Below are 24687 nucleotides of genomic sequence, written 5' to 3'. Positions count from 1 at the left end.
GGCCGGGTTACTGTGCGGGCGCCGGGGTCGTGGCGGGTGCGCCCTGCCCCGTGCCGGCCGGCAGCGCCGGATGGGCGGTGTCCTCAATGGCGAACGGGATGTATTCGCCCGCCGGCGGATAGACCTGCACGAGGCCCTTCAGCACCATCTCGACGGCCACGAACAGGATCACGGCAAGGCCGACATAGGCGATCCAGCGATGGCGGTTGAGGAGCTTGGCGATGAAGTTGGCGGCGAACGCCATCAGCGCGATCGACAGGAGAAGGCCGAACGCCAGCAGCGTCCAGTGGTGCCCCTCGGCGGCGCCCGCCACCGCGATCACGTTGTCGAGCGACATCGAGACGTCGGCGACGATGATCTGGAGGGTCGCCTGCGCCAGCGTCTTGCGCGGCTTGCCCACCACCGTGCCGTCGAGGCCGGCTTCGCCATGAGCGTCGTGCTCGGGCGCGCGCAGTTCGCTCCACATCTTCCAGCAGACCCAGAGAAGCAAGAGGCCGCCGGCCAGGAGGAGGCCGACGATGGCGAGAAGCTGCGTCGCGACGACGGTGAAGGCGATGCGCAGGATCGTTGCGGCGGCGATGCCCCAGAAGATCGCCTTCTTGCGCTGGTCGACCGGCAGGCCGGCGACGGCCAGACCGATGACGATCGCGTTGTCGCCGGCGAGGACGACGTCCATGATGATGATCTGACCGAGCGCCAGCCAGCCTTCGGGTGTGAGGAGTTCGAACATGGGGGCCTTTCCCGCCGCTCCAGCGGATGGGCAACCCATACGGGACGAGACCTTTGGACGCGCGGCTGGTGTTCAGTCGGCGGACGGGGCTCGCAGGCGACGGGTCGCGGATGGAGAAAATCGTCCGCCAGTCCGACATCGCAGCCGCATCATGCGACTGCCAGAGGGGCCCGGCCTGGCCCTCCGGCCTTATCGGTCCTCACGCAAAGTTGCAAGACGCGTGATGGATGGCGGGCCAAGGTTGAACCGACGGGCGTGCGGGTCTAGGCCATCCGCCGACACGTCCACCCGAGGCCCGCCCGATGACAACCACCACCCTGACCCAGCTCGGCGCCGAGGCGCGCCCCGCCGCCAGCCCCGAGGACGCCGTCCTCGAGACCGTGCCCTACACCCGGCGCGAGGGCCCGCCCGCGATCGTGCGCTTCGCCTGCCCCGAATTCACCTCGCTCTGCCCGGTCACCGGGCAGCCGGATTTCGCCCATCTCGTGATCGACTATGCGCCCGACCAGCGCCTCGTCGAATCGAAGTCGCTGAAGCTCTTCCTCGTCTCCTTCCGCAACCACGGCGCCTTCCACGAGGACTGCACCGTGATGGTGGCGCGGCGCATCGTGGAGGCGACGCAGCCGCTCTGGCTGCGCATCGGCGGCTATTGGTATCCGCGCGGCGGCATCCCGATCGACGTGTTCTGGCAGACCGGCGCGCCGCCGGAGGGCGTCTTCCTGCCCGACCAGGGCGTGCCGCCCTATCGCGGGCGCGGCTAAGGCGTTCCCCGGCGGCGCGGCGAGGCCGCTTCGCCGGGGAACGCTCGGGCGAACGCTCCGTCGCCGTTGATCGGCGGCGCGCGCCCGTCTACACGCGGCGTGACAAGGACTTTCGGGGGAACGCCGCATGGAACTGGACAAGGTCGAGGACGCGATCGCCGCGATCGCCGCGGGCGAACTCGTGGTGGTGGTGGACGACACCGACCGCGAGAACGAGGGCGACCTCATCATGGCGGCCGCGCGCGCGACGCCGGAGAAGATGGCCTTCATGATCCGCCACACGAGCGGCATCCTGTGCGTGCCGATGACGGGCGAGCGGGCGAACCGGCTGAACCTGCCGCCGATGGTCGCCAACAATCTCGACCCGATGCGCACCGCCTTCACCGTGTCGGTCGACTACCGCGTCGGCATGACGACCGGCATCGCGGCGGAAGAGCGCGCGGCGACCGCGCGGGCCCTGTCCAACGACAACGTGCCGGGTTCGGAGTTCCTGCGCCCCGGCCACATGTTCCCGCTGATCGCGCGCGAGGGCGGCGTCCTCACCCGCTCCGGCCACACGGAAGCGGGCACCGATCTCGCCATGCTCGCCGGATTGCCGCCGGTCGGGGTTCTGGCCGAGGTCGTCAACGACGACGGCACGGTGAAGCGCCTGCCCGAACTCATTCCCTTTGCGCGCGAGCATGGGCTCAAGATCATCTCGATCGAGGACCTCATCTCCTACCGCATCCGGCGCGAGAGCTTCGTGCGCTGCGTGCGCGAGGAGGAGATGATGATCGGCGGCCTCAAGGGCCGCATCCGCGTCTACGAGACCCCGTTCGACGACATGCAGCACGTCGTCGCCCTGTTCGGCGATGTGCGCTACGCCGAGAAGGTGCCGACGCGTATCCATCGCGAGCAGCCGGTCAACGACCTCTTCGCCAAGGTGCGCGGTCGCCCGAGCTGGGTGGAGCTGGCCGTCGACAAGCTGAAGGACCGCGGCCAGGGCATCCTGATGCTCCTGCGCACGCCCGAGGTCGACCAGTTCGAGGCCGCGCCGACGCCCGGCGAGCCGGTGACCGACGGCGAGCGCCACGGCAGCGCCAAGGCGCGCCGCCAGCGCTGGCGCGAGGTCGGCATCGGCGCGCAGATCCTGCGCGACGTCGGCGTGCGTTCGATCTCGGTGCTCGCCACCCACGAGCGCGCCTATGTCGGCCTCACCGGCTTCGGCATCGAGGTCGCCGACACGATCCTCGTCGACGACTGACCGTTCAACGGGAAGGCCCTCGGCAGAAGGGCCCCTCGGGGCTTATCTGACAGGGAACCCGTCGGCGCTCTCCCGCGCCGGCGTTACCCGGAGCCCCGCCCATGAGCCCGCCTGACCCCATCCCCGCGACGCCGCTGCGCATCGGCACGGTGTCGCTCGTGGTGCGCGACCTTGCCCGCATGGCCGACTTCTACCGAGAGGTGATCGGCCTTGCCGAGATCGGTCGGGACGGCGCGACCGTGCAGCTCGGCGCGGGACCACGCGCCTTCCTGGCGCTGACCGAGGATCGGTCGGCGCCCCTCTCCGGCCGCCGCTCGGCGGGCCTCTTCCACACCGCCTTCCTCCTGCCCGACCGCGCATCGCTCGGCCGCTGGCTGCGCCACGCGGCGGACCTGCGCGCCCCGCTTCAGGGCGCCTCGGACCACGGCGTCAGCGAGGCGATCTACCTCGCCGATCCCGAGGGTAACGGTATCGAGGTCTACGCCGACCGGGCCGGGGCCGAATGGCCGCGCGAGGGCGGCGCGCTGCAGATGGTATCCGATCCCCTCGACATGCAGGCGCTGCTGGCCGCCGGCGCCGGCGGCACGTTTGCCGGCGCGCCCATGGGCACCACCGTCGGGCACGTCCACCTCCAGGTCGGCGACGTCGCCGAGTCCGAGCGCTTCTACGCGACCGCTCTCGGTCTCGACGTGATGCAGCACATGCCGAGCGCCACCTTCCTCTCGAGCGGCGGCTATCACCACCACGTCGCCGGCAACATCTGGAACAGCCGCGGCGCACGCCCGCGCGATCCCGCGGCCACCGGCCTCAAGGGCTTCGAACTCCTTGCCCGCGACGAGGCGGCCTTCGGGGCGGCCGAGGCCGCGATCCTCGCGTCGGGCGCGACGGCCGCGCGCGAGCGAGAGGCCATCCACCTGACCGATCCCGCCGGGGTCGGCATCACGCTGAAGCGAGGCTGAGATGCTGGTCGATGGCCGTTGGACGGAAAACTGGCAGCCGGTGCAGGGCACGGACGCCAAGGGCGGCTTCGTCCGCCAGACGTCGAGCTTTCGCCACTTCGTCACCCCGGACGGCTCGGCGGGCCCGACCGGCGACGGCGGGTTCGCGGCGGAGGCCGGTCGCTACCACCTCTATGTCGCCCTCATCTGCCCCTGGGCCTCGCGCACGCTGATCGCGCGGCGACTGAAGGGGCTGGAGGATGTCGTGTCCGTCTCCGTGGTTCGTCCGGAGCTTGGAGCCGAGGGCTGGCGCTTCGGCGCGGGCGAAGGCTCGACGGACGATGCCGTCAACGGCGCGCGCTTCGTCCACGAGCTCTACACCCGCGCAGACCCGCACGTGAACGGCCGCGCGACAGTGCCGGTCCTCTGGGACAAGCGGCGCGGCACGATCGTCAACAACGAATCGGCCGACATCCTGCGGATGTTCAATTCCGGCTTCGGCACGCTGGCGCGGGGCGACCTCGACCTGCGACCCGCCGACCTCGAGCCGGAGATCGACGCGCTCAACGACTGGATCTATCCGCGCCTCAACAACGGCGTCTACCGCGCCGGCTTCGCGACGACTCAGGACGCCTATGAGGATGCCTACGCCGCCGTTTTTGAAGCGCTCGACGCGCTGGAGGACCGTCTCGCGACAGGCGGACCGTTCCTCTTCGGGCGCCGGCTCACCGAGACCGACATCCGCCTTTTCGTCACGCTCGTCCGCTTCGACGCCGCCTATCACGGCCTCTTCAAGTGCAACCGCCAGCCGCTGTCGAGCTATCCCGCCCTCACCGCCCATACCAGGCGGATGCTGGACGTGCCCGGCGTGCGCGGGACCGTGTCGATCGACCACATCAAGCGCGGCTACTATTCGATCCGGGCGCTGAACCCGAACGGCATCGTGCCGCTCGGGTCGGACCTGGCGAGCCTCGGCCTCTAGGGTACGACGATCGCGCGGATCTCGCCGGCGGGCGCTCGAGCCGAGATCGCCTCGGCGCCTTCCTGCAGCGTGACGCGGCGCGAGACGAGCGGGGCGACGTCGATCGCGCCCGCGGCCAGAAGCGCCGCGGCGCGCGCATGGGTGAAGGGATTGACGAACGAGGTCAGGAACTGGACCTCGCGGAACAGGAGATCGAAGGGCTCGATCTCGACCTTTTCGCCCTGCGGCAGGACGCCGAGAAGAAGCACGCGGCCGCCACGCGCGGCGAGGCGCGGCGCCTGCGCCACCGTCTCCGCGACGCCCGCCGCCTCGACAACGAGGTCGGCGCCGCCCGGCAGGAGGCCGCCCTCGCCGGCGATCCGGCGCTCCACCTCTCCCTGTCCGGCATCTACGGTGTCGGTCGCGCCCAGCCGCTCGGCCAGCGCGCGCTTGTCGGCGCTGCGCGTCGCGAGGACGATCCGCGAGGCGCCGGCGAGGCGCGCGAGCTGGACGACGAGGAGGCCGATCAGGCCGCCGCCGAGGACGACGATCGTCTCGCCGGGCTTCGGAGCCGCGACGTCCATCCCGTGGATGCAGCAGGCGAGCGGCTCCGTGAAGGCGCCGTGCACGGGATCGAATCCGTCCGGCAGGCGATGGGCCTGCGTCTCCGGCACGAGGACGTGGGTGGCGAAGCCGCCGTCGCGATGGATACCGATCGCCTGGAGGTTTCGGCAGAGATGCACCCGCCCGCGGTGGCATTCGGGGCAGCGGCCGCAGGCGATGTTGGGATCGCCCGTCACCATCATGCCCGGGCCGAAGCGTGTCACGCCGGGCCCGACGGCTTCCACCGTGCCGGCGAACTCGTGGCCGAGCGTCACCGGCGGGCGCGAGGGAAACTCGCCGTGGAAGAGATGGCGGTCGGTGCCGCAGATGCCGCAGGCCTCGACCCGGACGAGAAGGTCGCCCTCGCCCGGCACCGGCGTTTCGAGATCGCGCACGGCCAGCTGTCCGACGCCCTCCAGACGGATCGCCCGCATGTCATGTCCTCCCGGCGCCGAGCCGCGCCGATCCTCCTCGGCTGCTTCGCACGCAATGCAGAGGATCGCCAGCCGGGGCGGGAAAGTCCAGACGACGAAAGCCCCGGCGCGAGGTTTAGTCGGGCGACAGGAAGCCGGCTTCGGCTCACGCCTTCGCGCTAGCGCGGCGCCCGGCTTCCAGCCAGAGCTGCCGCTCGCGTTCGGCGTCGCCGAGCGCCCGGTGCTCGGGCGTGGCGTCACGCCCCATCCGTTCGATCTCGGCAAGGATCGCCCGCGCCTCCGCGTCCCGCCCGGGCCCGAGATGACGGGCGACGAGATCGGCCCGCGCCTCTTCCGTGTCTTTCAGCCGGAGCGCGTGGCGCGGTTGGCCGCCGCCGCGCAGGAGCACGCTCAGCCACTTCCCGTCCCAGGACGGCGCGCTGGCATAGAGCGCGTGGGGCCCGAGGACATCCAGCATCCGCCGCGCCAGCGCATCGGCCGGCATGCCCTCGCGCTCCAGCCGTTCGCGCGACAGGCCGTGGATGCCCTCGGCCTCCGCCTCCCAGTCGGTCCAGTCCGGCTGGGGGCGGATGAGATGGCTCTCCCCTTCGCCGGTCTCGAAGACCCAGGCGACCTCGACGGGAAAGCTCTTAGCGTTGAGGGACGAGGCCTCGAAGTCGAGAAAGACGATCATCGCCCTTCAACGAAAAGGCCGGCGGATCGCTCCGCCGGCCTCGTCTCGAAATGCGAAGCGATCAGCCCGCGTAGGCCTTCACGTCCTGGCGCTGTTCGCCGAGGCCCTCGATGCCGAGGCGCATGACGTTGCCGGCCTTCAGCCAGACGGGCTCCGGCTTGATGCCCATGCCGACGCCCGGCGGGGTGCCGGTGGTGATGATGTCACCCGGCTGCAGGCTCATGAACTGCGAGATGTAGTGGACGAGGTGGGCGACGCCGAAGACCATCGTCTTCGTCGAGCCGTCCTGGTAGCGGTGGCCGTCGACCTCGAGCCACATCGAGAGCGCCTGCGGGTCGGCGACCTCGTCGCGCGTCACCAGCCACGGGCCGATCGGTCCGAACGTGTCGGCCGACTTGCCCTTGACCCACTGGCCGCCGCGCTCGGTCTGGAAGTGGCGCTCGGAGATGTCGTTGACGACGCAGTAGCCGGCGACGTGGTCGAGCGCGTCGGCTTCCGAGACGTAGCGCGCCTCGGTGCCGATGACGACGCCGAGCTCGACCTCCCAGTCCGGCTTGATCGAGCCCTTGGGGATGACGACGTCGTCGTTCGGGCCGACGATGGCGCTGGTCGCCTTCATGAAGAGGACGGGCTCGGAGGGCACCGCCATGCCGCTCTCGGCGGCGTGGTCGGCGTAGTTCAGGCCGACGCAGATGAACTTGCCGACGCGGCCGACACAGGGGCCGATGCGCTCGTCGCCCTCGATCGTCGGCAGCGAGCCGAGGTCGGCGGCGCGGATCTTCTGGAGGCTTTCGTCCGACAGGGCCTCACCGGCGATGTCGTCGACGAGGCTCGACAGGTCGCGCAGGGTTCCGTCCTCGAGGCGGATGGCCGGGCGTTCGCGGCCCTTCTGGCCGACGCGAAGAAGCTTCATGGGTGGTGTCCCCTCAATAGGTGGCTCGGCCGCCCGACAGGTCGAAGACCGAGGCGGTGGTGAAGGAATTGTCCTTGGAGACGAGCCAGGCCACCATCGCGGCGGCCTCCTCGACCTCCAGGAACCGGCCGCGCGGGATGCGCACCAGCATGTAGTCGATGAACTCGGGCGTCAGCGTCTCGAGGATGCGCGTGCGCGCGGTCGCGGGCGTGATCGCGTTGACGGCGATGTCGTGCTTTGCCAGTTCCTTGCCGAGCGACTTCGTCAGGCCGATGACGCCGGCTTTCGCCGCCGAATAGGCGGAGAGGTTCGGGTTGCCCTCCTTGCCGGCGATGGAGGCGATGTTGACGATGCGCCCGTAGTTCCGCGCCTTCATGCCCGGCACCACGGTGCGGTTGACGTAGAACGTGCCGTTCAGGTTGATCTCGACGACGCGGCGCCATTCGTCCGGGTCGTATTCGTCGAGCGTCGCGTTCTTGCCGGCGATGCCGGCGGAATTGACGAGGATCGAGACCGGGCCGACCTCCGCCTCCACAGCGGCATGGGCGTGGCCAAGAGCCGCGAGATCGGTGATGTCGACGGTTTGCGACGACGCGGCCTCCCCCAGCGCCGCCACCGCGTCGCGCAGGAGTTCGACATTGGTGTCCCAGAGGCTGACGCGGGCGCCGGACGCGACGAGACGCTGCGCCACGGCAAAGCCGATGCCCTGCGCGCCGCCGGTGACGACGGCGACCTGGCCTTCAAGATCGATGCGGTTCATGCTTCCCCTCCCAAGGACGCCCTCGCCCCTTGTTTAACGTTACATGAAACCGCCTGCAAGCCGCTCTCATCCCGTCTCCCCGGCGAGAAAGGCGACGGGGAGACAAAGGTCCTGCGTCTCGAAGCGCCCGGTTTCCAAGCGCTTCAGCATCGCCTCGCCCGCCCGCTCGCCGAGCTCATAGGCGGGCGAAGCCAGGGTCGTCAGACGCGGGCGCGCATGCCGGTGGGCGGGGAAGTCGTTGAAGCCGACGACGCGCACGGCGCCCGGCACCGCCACGCCCCGGTCGAGAAGATGGAGGAGCGCGGCCGAGGCGATCTGGTCGTTGGCGCCCCAGACCGCGCCCGGCAGGCCATTTTCGGCGATCCACAGGCGCAGGGCCTCCTGCACGGCGGAAAAGTCGTCATGGTCGACGCGCAGGACATCGGCCGGCTCGGCGCCGAGCCCCTGGCCGAGACCGCCGAGCCGGTTCTCGATCGCCGGCCAGCTCTGGCGCGGCAGCATCGCGAGGACGCGCGACACGCCAAGACGCGCGAGATGGGCACCGACCCGGCGGCCGCCCCCCCGGTCGTCCTGGCGCACAAGGCAGAGGTCGCGCCCATCGGTCTCCACCACTTCCTGGAAGAGGACCACCGGCTGGCCGAGGTCGCTGAGGCGCCGCACGATGTCGTGGCGCGCCGCGCGCTCGCCCGACACCATGGCGCAGAGCCCGCCGACGTCATAGGTCCGCATCAGGTTGGAGGCGGCGAGCTGGTCGGGATGGAGCCCGGAGAGCGTCAGCGTCCAGTCCGCGCGGTTGAGGACGTTGGCAAGACCGGCGACGAGCTGCGCGGTGAAGAAGTTTGCAAGGAAGGCCGGCGATTCGTCGACGATCACCATGCCGATCGAGCGCGGTCCCTGCCCCCGCAGGTTGCGCGCGCTGGACTGGCGGCGGTAGCCGAGGCGCGCGATCGCCTCCTCGACCCGGGCGCGAGCCGCCGCCCCCACGAACTGCGTCTTGTTGTTGATGACGTTGGACACGGTCATCGCCGAGACGCCCGCCTCGCGCGCGACGTCCTTGATCGTCGCCCGGCTCTGCCTCACGGCGTTCATGCGTGATCCGCGTCTCCGGTGCCGGGCGCACAGCGCGTCCCGGCCACCCGTCATAGCGAGGCGGGGGCGCCCCCGCCAAGCCCGGCACTCGTCAGGTCGGATTGCCGGGCGGCGTCGTCGTGCCGGGCGCCATCTCGGTTCCCATCAGGCCGAACCCGTCGGACCAGAGCCCGATCAGGAACAGGGCCACGAGAATGGCCACGACGATCAGCACCGTCGCCTGCGATTTCGTCCGCCTGCCCTCGCGCATGCCCGCACTCCATCGTTGATCACCGGAGGCGAACGACGTCGGGGGAAACGCGGTTTCCCGCAAAATCCTCAGCCGGGTTCAGGTCGCGGCTTCCGCCTCCATCTCGCGCGGGGCGCGGCGGCCGAACAGGAGCGCCAGGATCCAGCCGGCCGACATGACGAGGACGATGGTCGGCGCCGGGGCGCTGTCGAGGAACACCGACAGCCAGATGCCGAGCGTCGAGGCGAGAAGCGCGAAGCTTGCGGCCACCACCAGCATCCGGCCGAAGGAGCGGACGAGGAGGAAGGCGGTCGCGCCCGGCGCGATCAGGAGCGCCACGACGAGGATGATGCCGACCGCCTGCATGGAGGCGACGATCGCGGCCGACAGGGCGGCGAGCAGCCCGTAGTGCAGGAGGCGGACGGGCAGGCCCGAGACGCGTGCCTGCACCGTGTCGAAGCTGTGCAGAAGGAGACTGCGCCAGGACAGCACCACGAACAGGAGGACCGGCACGACGATCGCGGCGATCTCCACGAGATCCCCCGGCGCGAGGCCGAGGAGATCGCCGAACAGGATATGGTCGAGATGCAGCGCCGAGCGCACCTTGGCGTGGAGGACGATGCCGAGCGCGAACATGCCGGCAAAGGCGACGCCCATGGCGGTGTCCTGCGCGATGCGGCTGTTGTTCTTCAGGAAGCCGGAGCCGGCAGCGCAGAAGAGGCCGGCCGCAAAGGCACCAAGCGCCAGCGGCAGGCCGGCGGCATAGGCGAGAACGATGCCGGGCAGGACGGCGTGGGACACCGCGTCGCCCATCAGCGACCAGCCCTTCAGCACCAGGAAGCAGGACAGAAGCGCGCAGGGCACGGCGATCAGCGCGCCGGCCAGAAAGGCGTATTGCAGGAAGTCGATCTGGAAGGGGAAGAGGAGATCCGCAACGCTCATGGCAGCGCCTCCCGGACCTCGGCCCTCGCCCGGCGGCGCGCGGCGAACATCCCGTGCTTGGGCGCGAAGACGAAGGCAAGAAGGAAGAGCGCCGTCTGCAGCACCACGATCACGCCGCCCGTCGCCCCGTCGAGGAAGTAGCTGGCATAGGCGCCGATGCCGCTGGTGAGCGCGCCGATCGCGACGGACAAGGCGATCATCCGCCCGAACCGGTCGGTCAGGAGATAAGCCGTCGCGCCCGGCGTCACCACGGCGGCGACCACCAAGAAGGCGCCGACGGTCTGCATGGCGGCGACGGCGCACGCGCTGAGAAGTGTAAAGAACAGGGCGCGCCAGAGCGTCGGGTCGAGGCCGATCGTGCGGGCATGGTTCTCGTCGAAGAACACAGCCATCAGCGTGCGCCAGGCGAGGAGCAGGATCGCGAGCGTCACGCCCGAGATGAGGACGAGCTGCAGCGTGTCGGCCGGCGTGACGGCGAGGATGTTGCCGAGCACGATCGACTGGATGTCGATCGGCACCGGCGAGATCGAGACCATGAAGAGGCCGAGGCCGAAGAAGGAGGTGAAGATCAGGCCGATCACCACGTCCTCCTTCAGACGGGAGACGCGCGCGATGAGAAGGATCGCACCGGCCGCCAGCCCGCCCGACAGGAAGGCACCGATCGAGAAGGGCAGGCCGAGCATGTAGGCGCCCGCGACGCCCGGCACGATCGAGTGCGACAGCGCATCGCCGATCAGCGACCAGCCCTTGAGGACCACGAAGGCCGACAGGAAGGCGCAGACGCCGCCGACCAGCATCGAGACCCAGATGGCGTTGAACATGTAGTCGTAGGTGAAGGGCTCGAGGAGCGCAGCGCTCACGCGACGGCCTCCACGGGCTCGCGGCCGGCGGCGGGGGCCGAGGCGGCCGGCATCGCGCCGAACAGCCCGCCGCGCAGCGTGCCGCCGAAGGCGCGCTCCAGATGCGCCGGGGTGAACACGTCGGCGGTCGGTCCGGCGGCGAGCACGGTCCGGTTGACGAGGATCGCGCGGTCGCAGAAGTCGGGCACGGCGGCGAGGTTGTGGGTTGAGACCAGCATCGCCGCGCCCTCGCGGCGAAGGTCCTTCAGGAGCGCGATGATTGCCTCTTCCGTGCGCAGGTCGACGCCGGTGAAGGGCTCGTCCAGAAGGATCACCTCGGCACCCTGCGCCAGCGCACGCGCGAGGAAGACGCGCTTCTTCTGGCCGCCCGAGAGTTCGCCGATCTGGCGGGCGCGGAAGTCCGCCATGCCGACGCGGGCGAGCGCCGCCGCCACCGCCCGGTGGTCGGCCGGCTTCGGGCGGCGAAGCCAGCCCATGTGGCCGTAGCGGCCCATCATCACGACGTCCTCGACCAGAACGGGGAAGTTCCAGTCGATCTCCTCGCTCTGCGGCACGTAGGCGACGCGGTTCCCCTTCAGCGCCTGGCCAACGGGCGCGCCGAGGATCGACACGCGACCCGACGACTGCGGCACGAGGCCGAGCACGGACTTGAACAGCGTCGACTTGCCGCCGCCGTTGACACCGACGAGCGCCGTGATCGAGCCGCGCGGAACGCTGAACGTGGCCTCGCGCAGGGCGACGTGACCGTTGCGGTAGACGACGGTGAGGCCGGACGCCTCGATGCCGAAAGCCGCGCTCACGAGGAGAAGCCTGCGGCGATCGTCTGCGTCGTCACGCGCAGGAGGTCGATATAGGTCGGCACCGGTCCGCCCTCGGCGCTGAGGCTGTCGACGTAGAGGACGCCGCCGTAGCGCGCGCCGGTCTCGCGCGCGACCTGGTTCGCGGGATCGGGCGAGACGGTGCTTTCCGAAAAGACGACCGGGATCTTCTCGGCCGTCACCGTGTCGACCACGCGGCGCACCTGCTGGGGCGTTCCTTGCGAGTCGGCATTGATCGGCCAGAGATAAAGCTCGCGCAGACCGAAGTCGCGGGCGAGGTAGGAGAACGCCCCCTCGCTGGTCACCAGCCAGCGGTGCCCCTCGGGCAGGGCGGCGAGCGAGGTGCGCAGGCCCTCGACGCTCGCCGAGATCTCGCCCTTGTAGCGCTCGGCATTGGCGGCGTAGGTCGCGGCGTTGGCGGGATCCTCGGCAGACAGCGCGTCGCGAATGTTGTCGACATAGGTCAGCGCCAGCGTCGGCGACATCCAGGCATGCGGGTTTGGCTTGCCCTGATAGGGCCCCTCGCCGATCAGGATCGGCTCGATGCCTTTCGTCAGCACCGCCGAGGGCTTGTCCCCCAACCGGGAGAAGAAGCGCTCGAACCAGAGCTCCAGCCCCAGCCCGTTCCACAGGACGAGGTCGGCGTCGCGCACCGAGAGGATGTCGCGCGGGGTCGGCTGGTAGTTGTGGATCTCGGCGCCGGGCTTGGTGATCGAGACCACCTCGGCCCGGTCGCCCGCGACGTTGCGCGTCATGTCGGCGAGGACCGTGAAGGTCGTGGCGACCTTCAGCTTGTCGGCGGCGAGCGCGGGTACGGATACCAGGGCGGCGGCAAGGGCGAGGGTGGACAGGGCGAAGCGTCGCCGGGACAGTGTCACGCAGATCTCCAAAAGCATCTGGGCATCAAATTATGCAATTGCGAATGGTTTGCAAGTAGGAGGGTTCCGTCTCGGCTATTATCCTCCCGCGAGGGCGATCGACGCAGAAAGTCGACCGGAGGGGTCGGACGATCAGCCGAGGCGCAGCCATTCGAAGCCGAAGGCCCCCAGCCGCCGAACGCCGCCGTTGCCCGTCGCATCCTGCGCATCCTGCCCGAGGAGGGCGATACAGCGCCGCCCTGCCATCACCGCCGACAGGTCGACCGTCGCCGGCCGATCGGCGAGATTGTGCAGCGTCACAACGTCTCCGCCGCGCCAGCGGGCGCGCAGGGCGAGAACCGAGGGTGCCCCGAGGTCGATCACCTCGGCGGGCGCCCAGCCGATCTCGCGCGCGGCGCGCCGGGCACGCACCAGGCGCTGGACGATCGAGAACAGCGATTCGCCTTCGACGCGCTGCCGTTCGGCGTTGACGAAGGCGGGGGCGAACGGACCGTCCATCACAGGGGCGCGCACCCAACGTTTCGGGTCGGCCTCCGAGAAGCCGCCCGCACCCTCCGGCGTCCACTGCATCGGCGTGCGCACGGGATGTCGCTCGGGCAGGTCGAGGTTCTCGCCCATGCCGATCTCGTCGCCGTACCAGAGGACGGGCGTGCCGGGCAGCGCCAGCATCAGGCTGAAGGCCATCCGGATGCGCCGCTCGTCGCCGCCCAGCATCGGCGCGAGCCGCCGGCGCAGGCCTCGCTCGTAGAGCTGCATGTGCTTCTCCGGCCCGAAGGCCGCGAAGACCTCGGCGCGCTCCTCGTCGGTGAGACGCCCGAGGTCGATCTCGTCGTGGTTGCGCAGGAAGGTCGCCCACTGGGCGATCTGCGGGATCTCCGGGAGGGTCTTGAGGAGGTCCGCGACGGGCGCGGCGTCAAGGCGGGCGAGGCCGAGGAACAGGCGCTGGTTGAGCGGGAAGTTGAAGATGAGGTGCAGGCGGTCGCCGTCGCCGAAATACTCGTCCGCCTCGGACATCGGGATGTTGGCCTCGGCGAGCAGGATCGCCTCGGCCTTTCGCCAGGACAGAAAGGACTGCAGTTCAGCGAGATAGGCGTGCGGGTCGCCCTCCAGCCCTTCCAGCATGAAGGGCGCGGCGTCGATGCGGAAGCCGGAGACGCCGAGCGCGAGCCAGAAGCCCATGATGCGCTGGATTTCCTCGCGCACCGCCGGGTTGGCGATGTTGAGGTCGGCCTGATGCTCGTAGAAGCGATGGTTGTAGTATTCCTGCCGCTTGCGGTCGTAGGTCCAGGTCGACCGCTGGACGCCGGGAAAGATCACCCCCTCCTCGGCATCGGCCGGCTTGTCCTTCCGCCAGACGTACCAGTCGCGATAGGGCGAATGCGGGTCGGAGCGGCTCGCCTGGAACCAGGGATGGTCGATCGAGGTGTGATTCACGACCAGATCGACGATTACGCGCAGGCCCCGGTCGCTGGCCGCCTGCATGAACTCGACGAAATCGCCGAGGCTGCCGTAGCGCGGGTCGACACTATAGTAGTCGGCAACGTCGTAGCCGTTGTCGCGATTGGGGCTGGGATAGAAGGGCAGGAGCCAGATGCAGTTGGCGCCCAGCGCCTCGATGTGGTCGAGATGGTCGGCGAGCCCGCGGAAGTCGCCGATCCCGTCGCCGTTGGAATCCTTGAAGGCGTCGACGTCGACGCAGTAGATTACCGCGTTCTTGTACCAGAGGTTCTGCATCCGGCGTCCTTCCCTTGGGGTCTGCCAGCCTTAGCTAGGGCCGGAGCGGCACAAGGCAGGCACGGTCCGCCGGATCGATCGGCGACGGGTCGGCCTGTTCGCAGGCGCCGTCCGGCGGTAATCTGATGCCGGATCAGGTTTCGAGGCGCGCCTGGGCAGGCAAGAGAGGACGGCGACGATGCAACCGCTGCGGATCGCACTTGGCCTTCTCGCGCTCGTCACCGTGTTCTTCCTGGTGGTGCCGGCGCAGACGACGCTGTTTTCCGGGCGCCGCGACGCGGGCGAACCGACGGCGGCCGTGGAGCGCGCCGATGCGACGGCGGGTTCCGAACCGGCCGCCGTGCCGCTCGCAGTGCCGGTTGCCGCGCCTGCGGTACGCGCCATCGACGCGACGCCGATCGACACCTCCGGCCTCACCCGCCTGCCGGCCGTGACCAGCGGCGCAGCGACGCCGCCCCGTCCCGAAATGCCCGAAGCATCCGCAGCGGACGAGGTACCGGCCGCCGTGCAAGCCCCGCCCCCGGCCTCGGAGCCCGAGGTCGCCAGCGCGGCGGCTGCGCCGGACGGCCCGTCCTATCGCCTGTTCCCGCGGCCGATCGCGGTGGACGCCCGGACGCTGAAGACCGGCGACCTCACGCTTCTCGTCGAGGACGTCGAGCCGGTGGCGAGCGACGCGCGCTGCACGGACGGCACACAGGCCTGGCCCTGCGCGACGCGCGCGCGCACCGCCCTTCGCGGCTGGATCCGCGGTCGCTCGCTGATGTGCGCCGTGTCGCCCGACCAGCGCGACGCGCGCGAGATCATCGCGCCCTGCCTTCTCGGCGAGGCCGATGTCGGCGATTGGGTGATCCGCAACGGCTGGGCGTTCGCCGCGCCCGGCAGCCGCTACGAGGCAGCCGAGCGCGAGGCGCGCGAGGCCCGGCGCGGCATCTGGGCCTACGGTCTTGCGGACGACGAGACGGCCGCCCGGTCAGGCGGCTGAGGCGAGACGCCCGGCCAGCGCATCGGCGATCAGCCGCCGCGTCTCGTCGATGCCGTAGAGCGCCGCGAAGGAGCCGAAGCGCGGACCCCGCTCCTGCCCGATCAGGATCTGGTAGAGCGCCGAGAACCATTCGAGCGAGACGCCGGGGCCGCCGTCCGGACCCTTCTTCTTCTCGTCCTGGTAGCGCGGGATCGGACGCGCGGCGTCGAGCACTGCGTCCTGGATCGCGGCCGCGTCCGCGCCTTCGGGCAGTGCGGCGAGCCGCCGGTCGAGATCCTCCAGCGCCGCGCGCTCCACCTCGTCGGGCGCCCGGAAGCGCTTGGTCGGGCGCACGAAGTCCTCGAAATAGCGCAGCGCGTAAGTCACGAGGCGATCGAGCTCGGGATCGGTCTCGGCCGTCACGCCCGGCGCATAGCGCGAGATGAAGCCCCAGAGCGTCTTCGGATCGGAGGCGTTGGAGGCCGAGACGAGGTTGAGAAGGAGCGCGAAGGAGACCGGGATGCCCTTCACCGGCGGCTCGCCGCCATGGATGTGGAAGGTCGGGTTCTGGAGGCGCGACTTCGTATCCTGCCGCTCGAAGGCGCTGGCGAAGGCGTAGTAGTCCTCGACCGCCTTCGGGATCACGTCGAAGTGGAGGCGCTTGGCCGCCCGCGGCTTGTTGAACATGTAGAGGCCGAGGCTTTCCGGCGAGGCGTAGGTCAGCCATTCCTCGATCGACAGGCCGTTGCCCTTGGACTTCGAGATCTTGGCGCCCTCGGCGTCGAGGAAGAGCTCGTAGACGAAGTGCTCCGGCGCCTCGCCGCCCAGAATCTCGCAGATCCGGTCGTAAACCACGGCGTTGGTTTGGTGGTCCTTGCCGAACATCTCGAAGTCGACGCCGAGCGCCGCCCAGCGCATGCCGAAGTCGGGCTTCCACTGGAGCTTGACCTGTCCGCCGGTGACGGGCAGCGTCGTCTCCATGCCGTCCTCGTCGAGGAAGGTGATCGTGCCGGCCTTCGCGTCGACATGGCGCATCGGCACGTAGAGGACGCGGCCGGTGGTGGGCGAGATCGGCAGGAACGGGCTGTAGGTCGCCTGGCGTTCGGGTCCGAGCGTCGGCAGCATCACGCCCATGATGTCGTCGTACCGCTCGGCCGCGCGCAGGAGCACCGTGTCGAAGCGGCCGGAGCGGTAGTACTCGGTCGCGCTCGCGAACTCGTAGTCGAAGCCGAACGTGTCGAGGAAGCGGCGCAGCATCGCGTTGTTGTGGCCGGCGAACGTCGTCTCCTCGCCGCCGAACGGGTTCGGCACGTCGGAGAGCGGGCGCTGCAGGTAGGGCTCGAGCGCCGCGCGGTCGGGCACGCTGTCGGGGATCTTGCGCATCCCGTCGAGGTCGTCGGAAAAGCAGATGAGCCGGGTCGGGATCTCGTCGTTCGTCAGGATGCGGAAGGCGTTGCGCACCATGGTCGTGCGCGCGACCTCGCCGAAGGTGCCGATATGGGGCAGGCCCGACGGGCCGTAGCCGGTCTCGAACAGCGCCTCGCGCTTGCCGGTGCGCTGGAGGCGCGCGACGATCTTGCGCGCTTCCTCGAACGGCCAGGCCTGCGAGGTCTGCGCCGCCTCGAGGATGTCCGGCCTGTTGCGGCCCGCCGCTTCGCTCTCAACGCCCATGGTGGATCGCCCTTTCGTGCCGCGAGGCCACGGCGCACAGGAAAGGGCGGGGCTCGCATCGACCAGACCCGTCTATGGTTTTTGAGCGTCCCGCCGTCAACGGCGGGCGGGAACTCAGAAGGCGCTGACGGGAAAATAGCGCAGGAGGAGTTCCGACATCCGCCCGCTCGCGACGATCCGCCCGATCGCATAGTCGAAGGCCGAGCGCAGATCCTCGTCCTCGGGTTTCACCGCGATGGCGAGCCCTTCGCCGAGGAAATGGTCGGAGAGATAGGGACCGCCGGCAAAGGTGCAGCAGTCCGCCGCCGCCTCGCTGGACAGCCAGAAGGACAGGCCGACCCCGTCGCCGAAGACGGCGCGCACGCGCTCAGTGCGCAGCGCCTCGAGGGCCGCCTCGCGCGTCGGCAGCGCGACGGCCTTCGCCCGCGGGAAGAAGGCCGCCAGCATCGCCTCGTGCGCGCTGCCCGCGACGACGCCGACCGGGACGCCGGAGAGGCCCGCCTCGAGTTCGGTGTCGAGCGGGCGTGCGTTCAGCGTCACGAAGCGTGCGGGATAGCGGAAGAAGGGATGGGTGAAGGCGAAGCGCGCGCGGTTGTCGGCGTTGAGCGCAAGGCCGGCGATCACCGCCTCGCCGTCGCCCGCCGCCAGCGCATCGCCGAGTTCGGCGAACGGCCGCGCCTCGATCTGGCAGCGCGCGGCGATGTCGAGCTCCTCGCAGATCATCCGGGCGAGATCGACGTGGAAGCCGGCGAGACGGCCGCGCTGATCGAGGAAGTTGAACGGCGCGAAATCGACCGAGGTGAGGAAGCGGACGCGCGCGCGGCCCGACAGGTCCGGCTCGGCGAACCGTTGGCCCTGGTCCCAGAAATTCGGGGTCGGCACCACGGTGCTGGATGCCGAGGGCGGCGAGGCAGACGGCGCGTTCTGCGCATACGCGGCCGATGGAACAACCCAGGGCTGCATGGCCAGCACGCTGACGGCGAGGAATGCACGCAAGGGTTTCTTCTCCGGCACCGTTTTCAAACCCAAAATGTGATCGATCCTCGCAAGGGGACTCGCGTTCGAGGGCTGGTCTGTTGCGTGTATCGGAATATGCCCTCGCGGACGAGGATGCCAGCGGCCTCGGCCTGGTTTCGGCGCCGGCGCTCGCCGCGGACGCTCTCGCCTTCGCCGATGCCGGCCTGCCGACGCTTCCGCCCGTCGTCGCCGAAGCCCTGGCGCGGCTCGGCCTCGATGCGGAGCGCTTCGATGCCGCCTGCCGGCTCGCCGAGCGGAACGGGTCCAGCGCCGACGAGGAACTGATCGCGGCTGGCGTCATCGACGAGGCGACGCTGGCCCGCACGTTGGCGGCGGTCCTCGGCCTCCGCTTCGAGCCGATCCGCGACGACGCCTCGCTGCTGCGCGACGGGCGCGGCGCCTTCGACGCGTCGGAGCGTCACGCCAAAACGTGCGACACCGCCATGCGCCCCCGGCTCTACCTCGCCCCGCGGCTCGACCGGCTGGAGGGCCTCGCCCGGCGTGTCGCACGCGCGCCGGAGCTCGCCACGACGCTGCGCATCGCGACCCTGTCCGACATCGCCGCCAAGCGCGGCGCGGCGAGCGCCTCCGAACGCTCGACGCGCGCGCGCCTCAGCCTTGCCGCCGATCACAACCGCTGGTCGGCGCGCGACGTGCTGACGCCGGCGCAGGCGGCCGTCGCGGTGCTCGTCCTCGTCGCGCTGGCGCATGCCTGGTTCGCGGCGCCCGGTCCTTTCTGGTTCGCGGCGCATGCGACGGCGAGCCTCTGCGCCCTGTGCTTCACGCTGTTTCGCCTGCGCGTCCTCGTCGGCACGGCGCTCGCCGCGCGGCCGCGCCCGGCCCTGCCGGCAAATCGGCGAACGGTCGCGCCCGCGCCGATCTATTCTGTTCTCGTCGCCCTCCACCGCGAGGCGGCGATGGCCGAGCCCCTGGCGCGCGCGATGGCCGCCCTCGACTGGCCGCGCTCGCGGCTCGAGGTGTTCTTCGTCTGCGAGGCGAACGATCCCGAGACGATCATGGCGGTGGAACGGGCGATCGCTGGCGAGGCGAACTTTTCCGTCATCGCGACACCGCGAACCAACCCGACCACCAAGCCGAAGGCCCTGAACTTCGCCCTGCCTTTGACGCGCGGCGACTATGTCGTCCTCTTCGATGCCGAGGACCGGCCCGATCCCGGCCAGCTGCGCGCCGCGCACGCCGCCTTCGAGGCATCATCGGCCTCGCTCGCCTGCGTCCAGGCGCCGCTCGTCATTCGCAACGCCGCCAACGGCTGGCTGGAGACCCTCTTCGCGCTGGAATACGCCGTCCTCTTCCGGGCGATCCTGCCGTGGCTGGCGCGGCGCGGCCTGCCGCTGCCGCTCGGCGGCACATCCAACCATTTCCGCCGTGCGGCGCTGGTCGAGGCCGGCGGCTGGGACAGCCACAACGTCGCCGAGGACGCCGACCTCGGCATCCGCCTGTCGCGCCTCGGCTACCGGATCGGCACCATCGCCTCGCCGACCTCGGAGATCGCGCCCTCGCGCTTCCTCGACTGGCGCAACCAGCGCACGCGCTGGATCAAGGGATGGTGCCAGACCTGGCTGGTTCACATGCGCGACCCGCGGCTGGCCTGCCGCCAGCTCGGGCCCCGCGCCTTCCTGACCTTCCAGATCCTGTTCGGCGGCATGATCGCGGCAAGCCTGATGCACGTGATGTTCGCGGGGCATCTCCTTGCGGCGGCCTACGCCTATCTCGTGCACGGCGAGATCTACCTGTCGGCCGGGGTCCTTGCCGCGGTCGACGCCCTCAACATCGCCCTGGCCTACGCGGTGTTCATCCTGACCGCCCGGCTCGTCGCCAACGAGGCCGAGCGCCCGCTCCTGCCCCGCCTCTGGTCCCTATGGTTCTACTGGCTGATCGTCAGTCTTGCAGGGCTGCGTGCCATCGGCCAGCTCTTCCACTCCCCGCACATGTGGGAAAAGACCCCGCACCGCGAACCGGCCTCGGGGTCCTGAACCGCTAGGTTAGCGCCGAAGCGACCGGTCTTAGGCGCGCGACGCCTCGCCGTCCACCACGTCGGCATGGGGCCGGTCGTCCCCGCGCGCGACCTCCTCGTGCCAGACGCCGCTGCCGTCCTGATACTGGATGCCGGCGGTCTCGCCGGCCAATTCCTGCCGCGACGAGGCATCGCGCGCGGCGGCCAGCGCCCGGTCGTGCGTCGGGAAGGTCTCGGAAAACACGTCCCCGACCTTGTAGGCCCATCCGCCGTCGTGCTCGACGATCTTGTAGTGGATGTCGGACATCGGTCTCCTCCATGCAGTGTCGACTGACACGCAGAACGCCGGCCCCGACGGCACGTTCCGGGAAAGGCCCGGATTTCCGCCTCCTCCCCGGCCGGGTCGCCACAGCCGGGCGTTGCAGGATTGCCACCAAGTTGCAATCCGAATTTCTCCATGCAATTTTCGGTTGCATTGCCCTTGCGAGTCGTCCTTATCTGCGGTTGCAACCTTAAGTAGGTTCATCAATCGCAACGGCGCTCTCCCTGCGTGTGGAGAGCCGCGCATCGTGGGGGCGTCATGCCGCTTAATGTTATTGACGTTATTGGGGGTGTCATCGGTGGCGACCCTACCGAGATCGTGGATGGCACGTTGGACTTGGTCGATGCGGTGGCCGGCAACGTCGTCACCATCGGCGGCTTCGAAGAGGGTGATGTCCTCAACCTCGAGCTCGGCGATCTGCAGATTGCAGACCTGATCGAAGTTGAAGGCGATGTTCGGGTGACCCTGAGCAACGGCGCCCAGATCATCTTCGCCGATATCGATCTCGGAGCCTTGAACGGACTGATCGAGATCAATGGCGAGCTTCTGCTGCTGCCGATCGATGACGTCATCGATATTCCGGTCGACGGTGGCATTCTCAACCTCACCGAGATTCTACCCGGCGACATTCTGACGATCAACAACCTCGATGATCTCACCGGCATCCTCGATCTCAACCTCGGGGACCTGAGCGTCACCGATATCCTGGAGGTCGACGGGAACGTTCAGCTGACGCTGAGCAACGGCGCCCAGCTTCTGCTGGTTGGCGTCGACATCAGCATTCTGAACGGTCTTCTGGAGATCAACGGCGAGCTGGTGATCTTCCCGGGTGATGGCGGCGTCGTAGGCGACGGCGGCGAGGTTATCATCGGTGACGGTGGCGACAACACGCTGATCGGCGGGTCCGGTAATGACACCATCATCGGCGGTGGCGGCAACGATTCGATCGACGGCGGTGCCGGCGACGACTCGATCAACGGCGGGACCGGCAACGACACGCTTCTGGGCGGCTCCGGTAACGACACCATCGACGGGGGAGCCGGCGACGACTCGATCGACGGCGGCACGGGCAACGATTCCCTGATCGGCGGTGCCGGCAACGACACCATCATCGGTGGCACCGGCAACGACACCATCTCCGGCGGCGACGGCGACGATCTGATCTTCGGCAACGAGGGGAACGATTCGATCGATGCCGGCGCGGGTGACAACACGGTTTACGGCGGCCAGGGCGACGACACGATCGTGGCAGGTGGCGGTGACAACCTGATCTACGGCGGCGAAGGCAGTGACGAGATCACGGTTACCGGCAACGGCGACAACACGATCTACGGCGGCACCGGCGCAAGCGATCCGACGGACGGCGGCGATGAGATCACCGTCAACGGCAACGGGGACAACCTCGTCTACGGCAACGGCGGTGACGATTTCATCCAGATCAACGGCATCGGCAACAACAGTGTCTATGGCGGCGACGGCAACGACGTGATCGTCGTCGGTGCGGAAGGCTCCAACGGCAACAACCTGATCTACGGCGGCGGGAACACGAGCTCGGTGCTCAATCCGGGTCTGGCTGTCGCCTTCCTGTCCGGCTTCAATCCCGCGTCTCTCGCGGCTGCCAGCGAAGTCACCGGCGTGGATGCCATCCTCGTCGAAAGCAACGGCGACAACACGGTGTACGGCGGAACGGGTGCGGAAGACGCAGCCGACGGTAGCGACATCATCGGCGTCATCGGCAACGGAAACAACCTCCTCTACGGCAACGGCGGCAGCGATCTCGTCCTCGTCGAGGGAACCGGCGACAACACGATCTATGGTGGCCTGGGCGGAGATGTCATCGGCATCAACGTGTTCGGTGATGAGCCCGGCAACGGCAGCAATCTCGTGGTCGGCGGCGACAACGACGCCTCGAGCTACACCAGCCTCCTGCCCGACGGTCTCAACAGTGACTTCGGTGACATCCTGGACGCCCTCGAGCGCGCCGATCCAACGGGCGGCGTCGATGCGATTCTCGTGCGCTCGAACGGCGACAACACGGTCTATGGTGGCGACAGCGCGGTGGACGCCGATGACGGCGCCGACGTCATCGTGGTTCTCGGCAACGGCGACAACCTCGTCACCGGGAACGGCGGCGACGACCTGATCGTCGTTCAGGGAACGGGTGACAACGAGGTCTATGGCGGCGAAGGCGATGATGACGTCCTCGTCACCGGCAACCGCGTCACGGTCTACGGCGGCACGGGCGACGATCTGCTCGATGTGTCCTTTAATACCGAGGCACTCGTGGTCGGCGGTGCCGGCGAGGACGAGATCACCGTGACCGGCGGCGGCAACGCCACCGTCTATGGCGGTGGTGCGGATGTCGATCCGAACGATGGCGACGACGAGATTTCGGTCGGTGTATCTGGCAGCGCGCTGATCTTCGGCAATGGCGGCGACGATTACGTCGAATGGGAGTCGAGCGAGGCCACCGTGTATGGCGGTGACGGCGATGACACCCTCTACGGCGGCCTCGTCTTCGGTGAGGGTGGAACTCTCACCGGCAAGTCCCTCGTCTACGGCGGCGCGGGCTCCGACGTGATCGATATCGACGCCTACGACGACGTGACCGTCTACGGCGGCACCGGCAGCGTGGATCCGACGGACGACGCGGACGACATCTACGTCGAAACCTTCGGCAACGCCTTGGTCTTCGGCAACGGCGGAGACGACTATATCGAGGTCATCGCCGCGGCAGCCTCCGTCTACGGCGGTGTCGGCAACGACACGATCGATGCCTATGTTGCGGACGCGATCGGCGACAACTCGCAAGTTTCGGGCGACCAGGGTTCGGACGACATCTACGTCGAGTTCGGCGACGGCAACGTCACCGTGTTCGGTGGTCAGACCGGCGTCGACCCGACCGACGATGCCGACGACATCTATGTCGTCGCGGAGGGCTCGGGCAACGCCCTCATTACCGGTAACGGCGGTGCGGACGACATCACGCTCGAATTCAACCTCGAAGGCGACGTGACCAGCCAGTCGACCATCTTCGGCGGCGTCGGCAACGACACAATCTCCGTCTTCGGCGGCTCGGCCTCGAACAGCGTGACGATCTACGGCGGCGAAGATTCCGATCTCATCGACCTGTCGGACTCGTCGGTCAGCGCCACGGTCTTCGGCGGCCGGAGCTCGCTCGACGCGGCCGACGGCAGCGATACGATCCTCCTCGGATCGGGCGACTCGCTAGTCTACGGAAACGGCGGCAACGACCGGATCGTCTCGGGCGGCGGTGACAACACCATCGTCGGCGGCGCGGGTGCCGACACGATGGTGGCCGGCGCGGGCGTCGACACGTTCCTGTTCGGCGCCGGGTCTTCGGGCACGGCGTTCGGTGCGGCAGATCGCATCGAGGGCTTCACCGTCGGTGACGATATCCTCGACTTCGGCCTCGCGGCGGGTTCCGCCACGACGTTCGGAACGGGTTCGGCGGCCACCTACGACGGTGCGCTGAACAACGCCAACGCGGCCTTTGCCAACGCCTCGGGCCCGACGCTCTACAGCTTCCAGACGGTGGGCAGCGATGGCTGGCTCTTCGTCGACAGCGACCAGAACGGCAGCGCCGATCTGGTGGTGCAGCTGGCCGGCGTCACCAACCTCGCGGCCTCGGACATCGTCTGACGCCACACGCCAAGGCAGGCCGCCCCGCGCGGCCTGCCCTTCCGACAGGGTGCCCTCCTAGGATCCCCACGATACTTCCAAGTCTGGTCGCCCTGCGCGCCCGCTCCCGCCCAAAGGGAGCGGGCGCACTCGTTTCGCGCGAAGCTCAACCGTCCCACATTTCGCTCAAGCATCTCGGCTTCGAACTCGTCATCGTTTGCGCTCCATGCAGACCGAGGACACGCAACGGGATCGGCTTAGCGATGGTCTCTGCGGGTCACGAGACTTGATGTTCAGCCATTGCGGGAGAGGACCCGGATCTTGTGATCCTCCGCCCCGTCGAGTGCTAGTCGGGTCAGTCGACGCCCTGCCGCCGAGCCGAGGGAATCGGCGTTGGCTGACCGGGTTGAGCGAAAGCCAAGGGGGTCAGGGAATGCTGTACACGATTTTACCGACAGCCGTCCGCGCCCGACGCGCGGACCATTCGAACCGCGAGCGAATCTTCGCTGAGTGCCGGCCATCACGACCTGCCC

General features: G+C 69.1%; 22 protein-coding genes. 7 read left to right on the top strand and 15 right to left on the bottom strand.

The window, feature by feature from the left end; genetic code table 11:
* Window positions 1–7: 7 nt before the first annotated feature.
* Window positions 8–730, bottom strand: a complete 723-nt coding sequence (locus BM175_RS12890) for a TerC family protein (RefSeq protein ID WP_090963643.1) — start codon at window positions 728–730, stop codon at window positions 8–10.
* 302 nt (window positions 731–1032) lie between these two features.
* Between BM175_RS12890 and queF the strand changes: the two genes are divergently transcribed.
* The 4 genes from queF to BM175_RS12870 all read left to right on the top strand — a co-directional run bounded on the left by queF (window position 1033) and on the right by BM175_RS12870 (window position 4654).
* Complete coding sequence (gene queF, locus BM175_RS12885) at window positions 1033–1491, top strand: preQ(1) synthase (protein ID WP_090963642.1); 459 nt, start codon at window positions 1033–1035, stop codon at window positions 1489–1491.
* Window positions 1492–1618: 127 nt separating this feature from the next.
* Entirely contained in the window at window positions 1619–2734 is a 1116-nt protein-coding gene (gene ribB / locus BM175_RS12880; protein WP_090963640.1) for a 3,4-dihydroxy-2-butanone-4-phosphate synthase, read from the top strand.
* A 101-nt stretch (window positions 2735–2835) separates the two neighbouring features.
* The gene (locus BM175_RS12875; protein WP_090963638.1) at window positions 2836–3693 is read left to right on the top strand and encodes a VOC family protein; all 858 of its coding nucleotides are present in this window, start codon (window positions 2836–2838) and stop codon (window positions 3691–3693) included.
* Between the two features lies 1 nt (window position 3694).
* On the top strand, window positions 3695–4654 hold the full coding sequence (locus BM175_RS12870) for a glutathione S-transferase family protein (protein ID WP_090963636.1): 960 nt from the start codon (window positions 3695–3697) through the stop codon (window positions 4652–4654).
* Here the strand turns inward: BM175_RS12870 and BM175_RS12865 are convergent.
* From BM175_RS12865 to BM175_RS12820, 11 genes are all read right to left on the bottom strand, one after another.
* Window positions 4651–5670, bottom strand: coding sequence for a zinc-dependent alcohol dehydrogenase family protein (locus tag BM175_RS12865; protein ID WP_090963634.1), 1020 nt, complete (start codon window positions 5668–5670; stop codon window positions 4651–4653). The two genes, BM175_RS12870 and BM175_RS12865, sit on opposite strands and share 4 nt — an antisense overlap.
* A gap of 145 nt (window positions 5671–5815) precedes the next feature.
* Entirely contained in the window at window positions 5816–6343 is a 528-nt protein-coding gene (locus BM175_RS12860) for a 3'-5' exonuclease (protein WP_090963632.1), read from the bottom strand.
* A gap of 61 nt (window positions 6344–6404) precedes the next feature.
* On the bottom strand, window positions 6405–7256 hold the full coding sequence (locus BM175_RS12855; RefSeq protein ID WP_090963630.1) for a fumarylacetoacetate hydrolase family protein: 852 nt from the start codon (window positions 7254–7256) through the stop codon (window positions 6405–6407).
* Window positions 7257–7269: 13 nt separating this feature from the next.
* Window positions 7270–8016, bottom strand: a complete 747-nt coding sequence (locus BM175_RS12850; RefSeq protein WP_090963628.1) for an SDR family NAD(P)-dependent oxidoreductase — start codon at window positions 8014–8016, stop codon at window positions 7270–7272.
* Window positions 8017–8082: 66 nt separating this feature from the next.
* Window positions 8083–9105: a LacI family DNA-binding transcriptional regulator gene (locus tag BM175_RS12845; protein ID WP_175526852.1), complete on the bottom strand. Its 1023-nt coding sequence runs from the start codon at window positions 9103–9105 to the stop codon at window positions 8083–8085.
* A 91-nt stretch (window positions 9106–9196) separates the two neighbouring features.
* Entirely contained in the window at window positions 9197–9355 is a 159-nt protein-coding gene (locus tag BM175_RS22730; protein ID WP_175526851.1) for a hypothetical protein, read from the bottom strand.
* Between the two features lie 78 nt (window positions 9356–9433).
* Complete coding sequence (locus BM175_RS12840) at window positions 9434–10276, bottom strand: metal ABC transporter permease (RefSeq protein ID WP_090963626.1); 843 nt, start codon at window positions 10274–10276, stop codon at window positions 9434–9436.
* A complete protein-coding gene (locus BM175_RS12835; protein WP_090963625.1) occupies window positions 10273–11136 on the bottom strand; it encodes a metal ABC transporter permease in 864 nt (287 codons plus the stop codon). Before BM175_RS12835 ends, BM175_RS12840 begins: the two co-directional genes overlap by 4 nt.
* Complete coding sequence (locus BM175_RS12830; RefSeq protein ID WP_090963624.1) at window positions 11133–11936, bottom strand: ATP-binding cassette domain-containing protein; 804 nt, start codon at window positions 11934–11936, stop codon at window positions 11133–11135. The genes BM175_RS12835 and BM175_RS12830 overlap by 4 nt, the downstream gene beginning before the upstream one ends.
* Window positions 11933–12850: a metal ABC transporter substrate-binding protein gene (locus BM175_RS12825; RefSeq protein WP_090963623.1), complete on the bottom strand. Its 918-nt coding sequence runs from the start codon at window positions 12848–12850 to the stop codon at window positions 11933–11935. Before BM175_RS12825 ends, BM175_RS12830 begins: the two co-directional genes overlap by 4 nt.
* A gap of 114 nt (window positions 12851–12964) precedes the next feature.
* A complete protein-coding gene (locus BM175_RS12820; RefSeq protein WP_090963622.1) occupies window positions 12965–14566 on the bottom strand; it encodes an alpha-amylase family protein in 1602 nt (533 codons plus the stop codon).
* 178 nt (window positions 14567–14744) lie between these two features.
* Here BM175_RS12820 and BM175_RS12815 point away from each other — a divergent pair, with 178 nt between their 5' ends.
* Complete coding sequence (locus BM175_RS12815; RefSeq protein ID WP_090963621.1) at window positions 14745–15548, top strand: hypothetical protein; 804 nt, start codon at window positions 14745–14747, stop codon at window positions 15546–15548.
* Here the strand turns inward: BM175_RS12815 and BM175_RS12810 are convergent.
* Window positions 15537–17198 carry a lysine--tRNA ligase gene (locus BM175_RS12810; protein ID WP_090963620.1) on the bottom strand — a complete coding sequence of 554 codons (1662 nt, stop codon included), beginning with the start codon at window positions 17196–17198 and terminating at the stop codon, window positions 15537–15539. The two genes, BM175_RS12815 and BM175_RS12810, sit on opposite strands and share 12 nt — an antisense overlap.
* A gap of 114 nt (window positions 17199–17312) precedes the next feature.
* Window positions 17313–18194 carry a transporter substrate-binding domain-containing protein gene (locus BM175_RS12805; protein WP_244545987.1) on the bottom strand — a complete coding sequence of 294 codons (882 nt, stop codon included), beginning with the start codon at window positions 18192–18194 and terminating at the stop codon, window positions 17313–17315.
* 80 nt (window positions 18195–18274) lie between these two features.
* On the opposite strand from BM175_RS12805, the gene BM175_RS12800 reads away from it, so the two are divergent.
* Window positions 18275–20209 carry a glycosyltransferase family 2 protein gene (locus tag BM175_RS12800; protein WP_175526850.1) on the top strand — a complete coding sequence of 645 codons (1935 nt, stop codon included), beginning with the start codon at window positions 18275–18277 and terminating at the stop codon, window positions 20207–20209.
* A 30-nt stretch (window positions 20210–20239) separates the two neighbouring features.
* Here BM175_RS12800 and BM175_RS12795 read toward each other — a convergent pair whose 3' ends face one another.
* Window positions 20240–20497, bottom strand: coding sequence for a DUF2188 domain-containing protein (locus BM175_RS12795; protein WP_090963616.1), 258 nt, complete (start codon window positions 20495–20497; stop codon window positions 20240–20242).
* 345 nt (window positions 20498–20842) lie between these two features.
* Between BM175_RS12795 and BM175_RS12790 the strand changes: the two genes are divergently transcribed.
* Entirely contained in the window at window positions 20843–24175 is a 3333-nt protein-coding gene (locus tag BM175_RS12790; protein ID WP_175526849.1) for a calcium-binding protein, read from the top strand.
* The last annotated feature ends 512 nt before the right edge of the window (window positions 24176–24687 follow it).

Origin of the sequence: Aureimonas phyllosphaerae, assembly GCF_900113065.1 — a bacterium.
GTDB lineage: Bacteria > Pseudomonadota > Alphaproteobacteria > Rhizobiales > Rhizobiaceae > Aureimonas > Aureimonas phyllosphaerae.
This window is presented reverse-complemented; position numbering and strand designations above follow the sequence as displayed.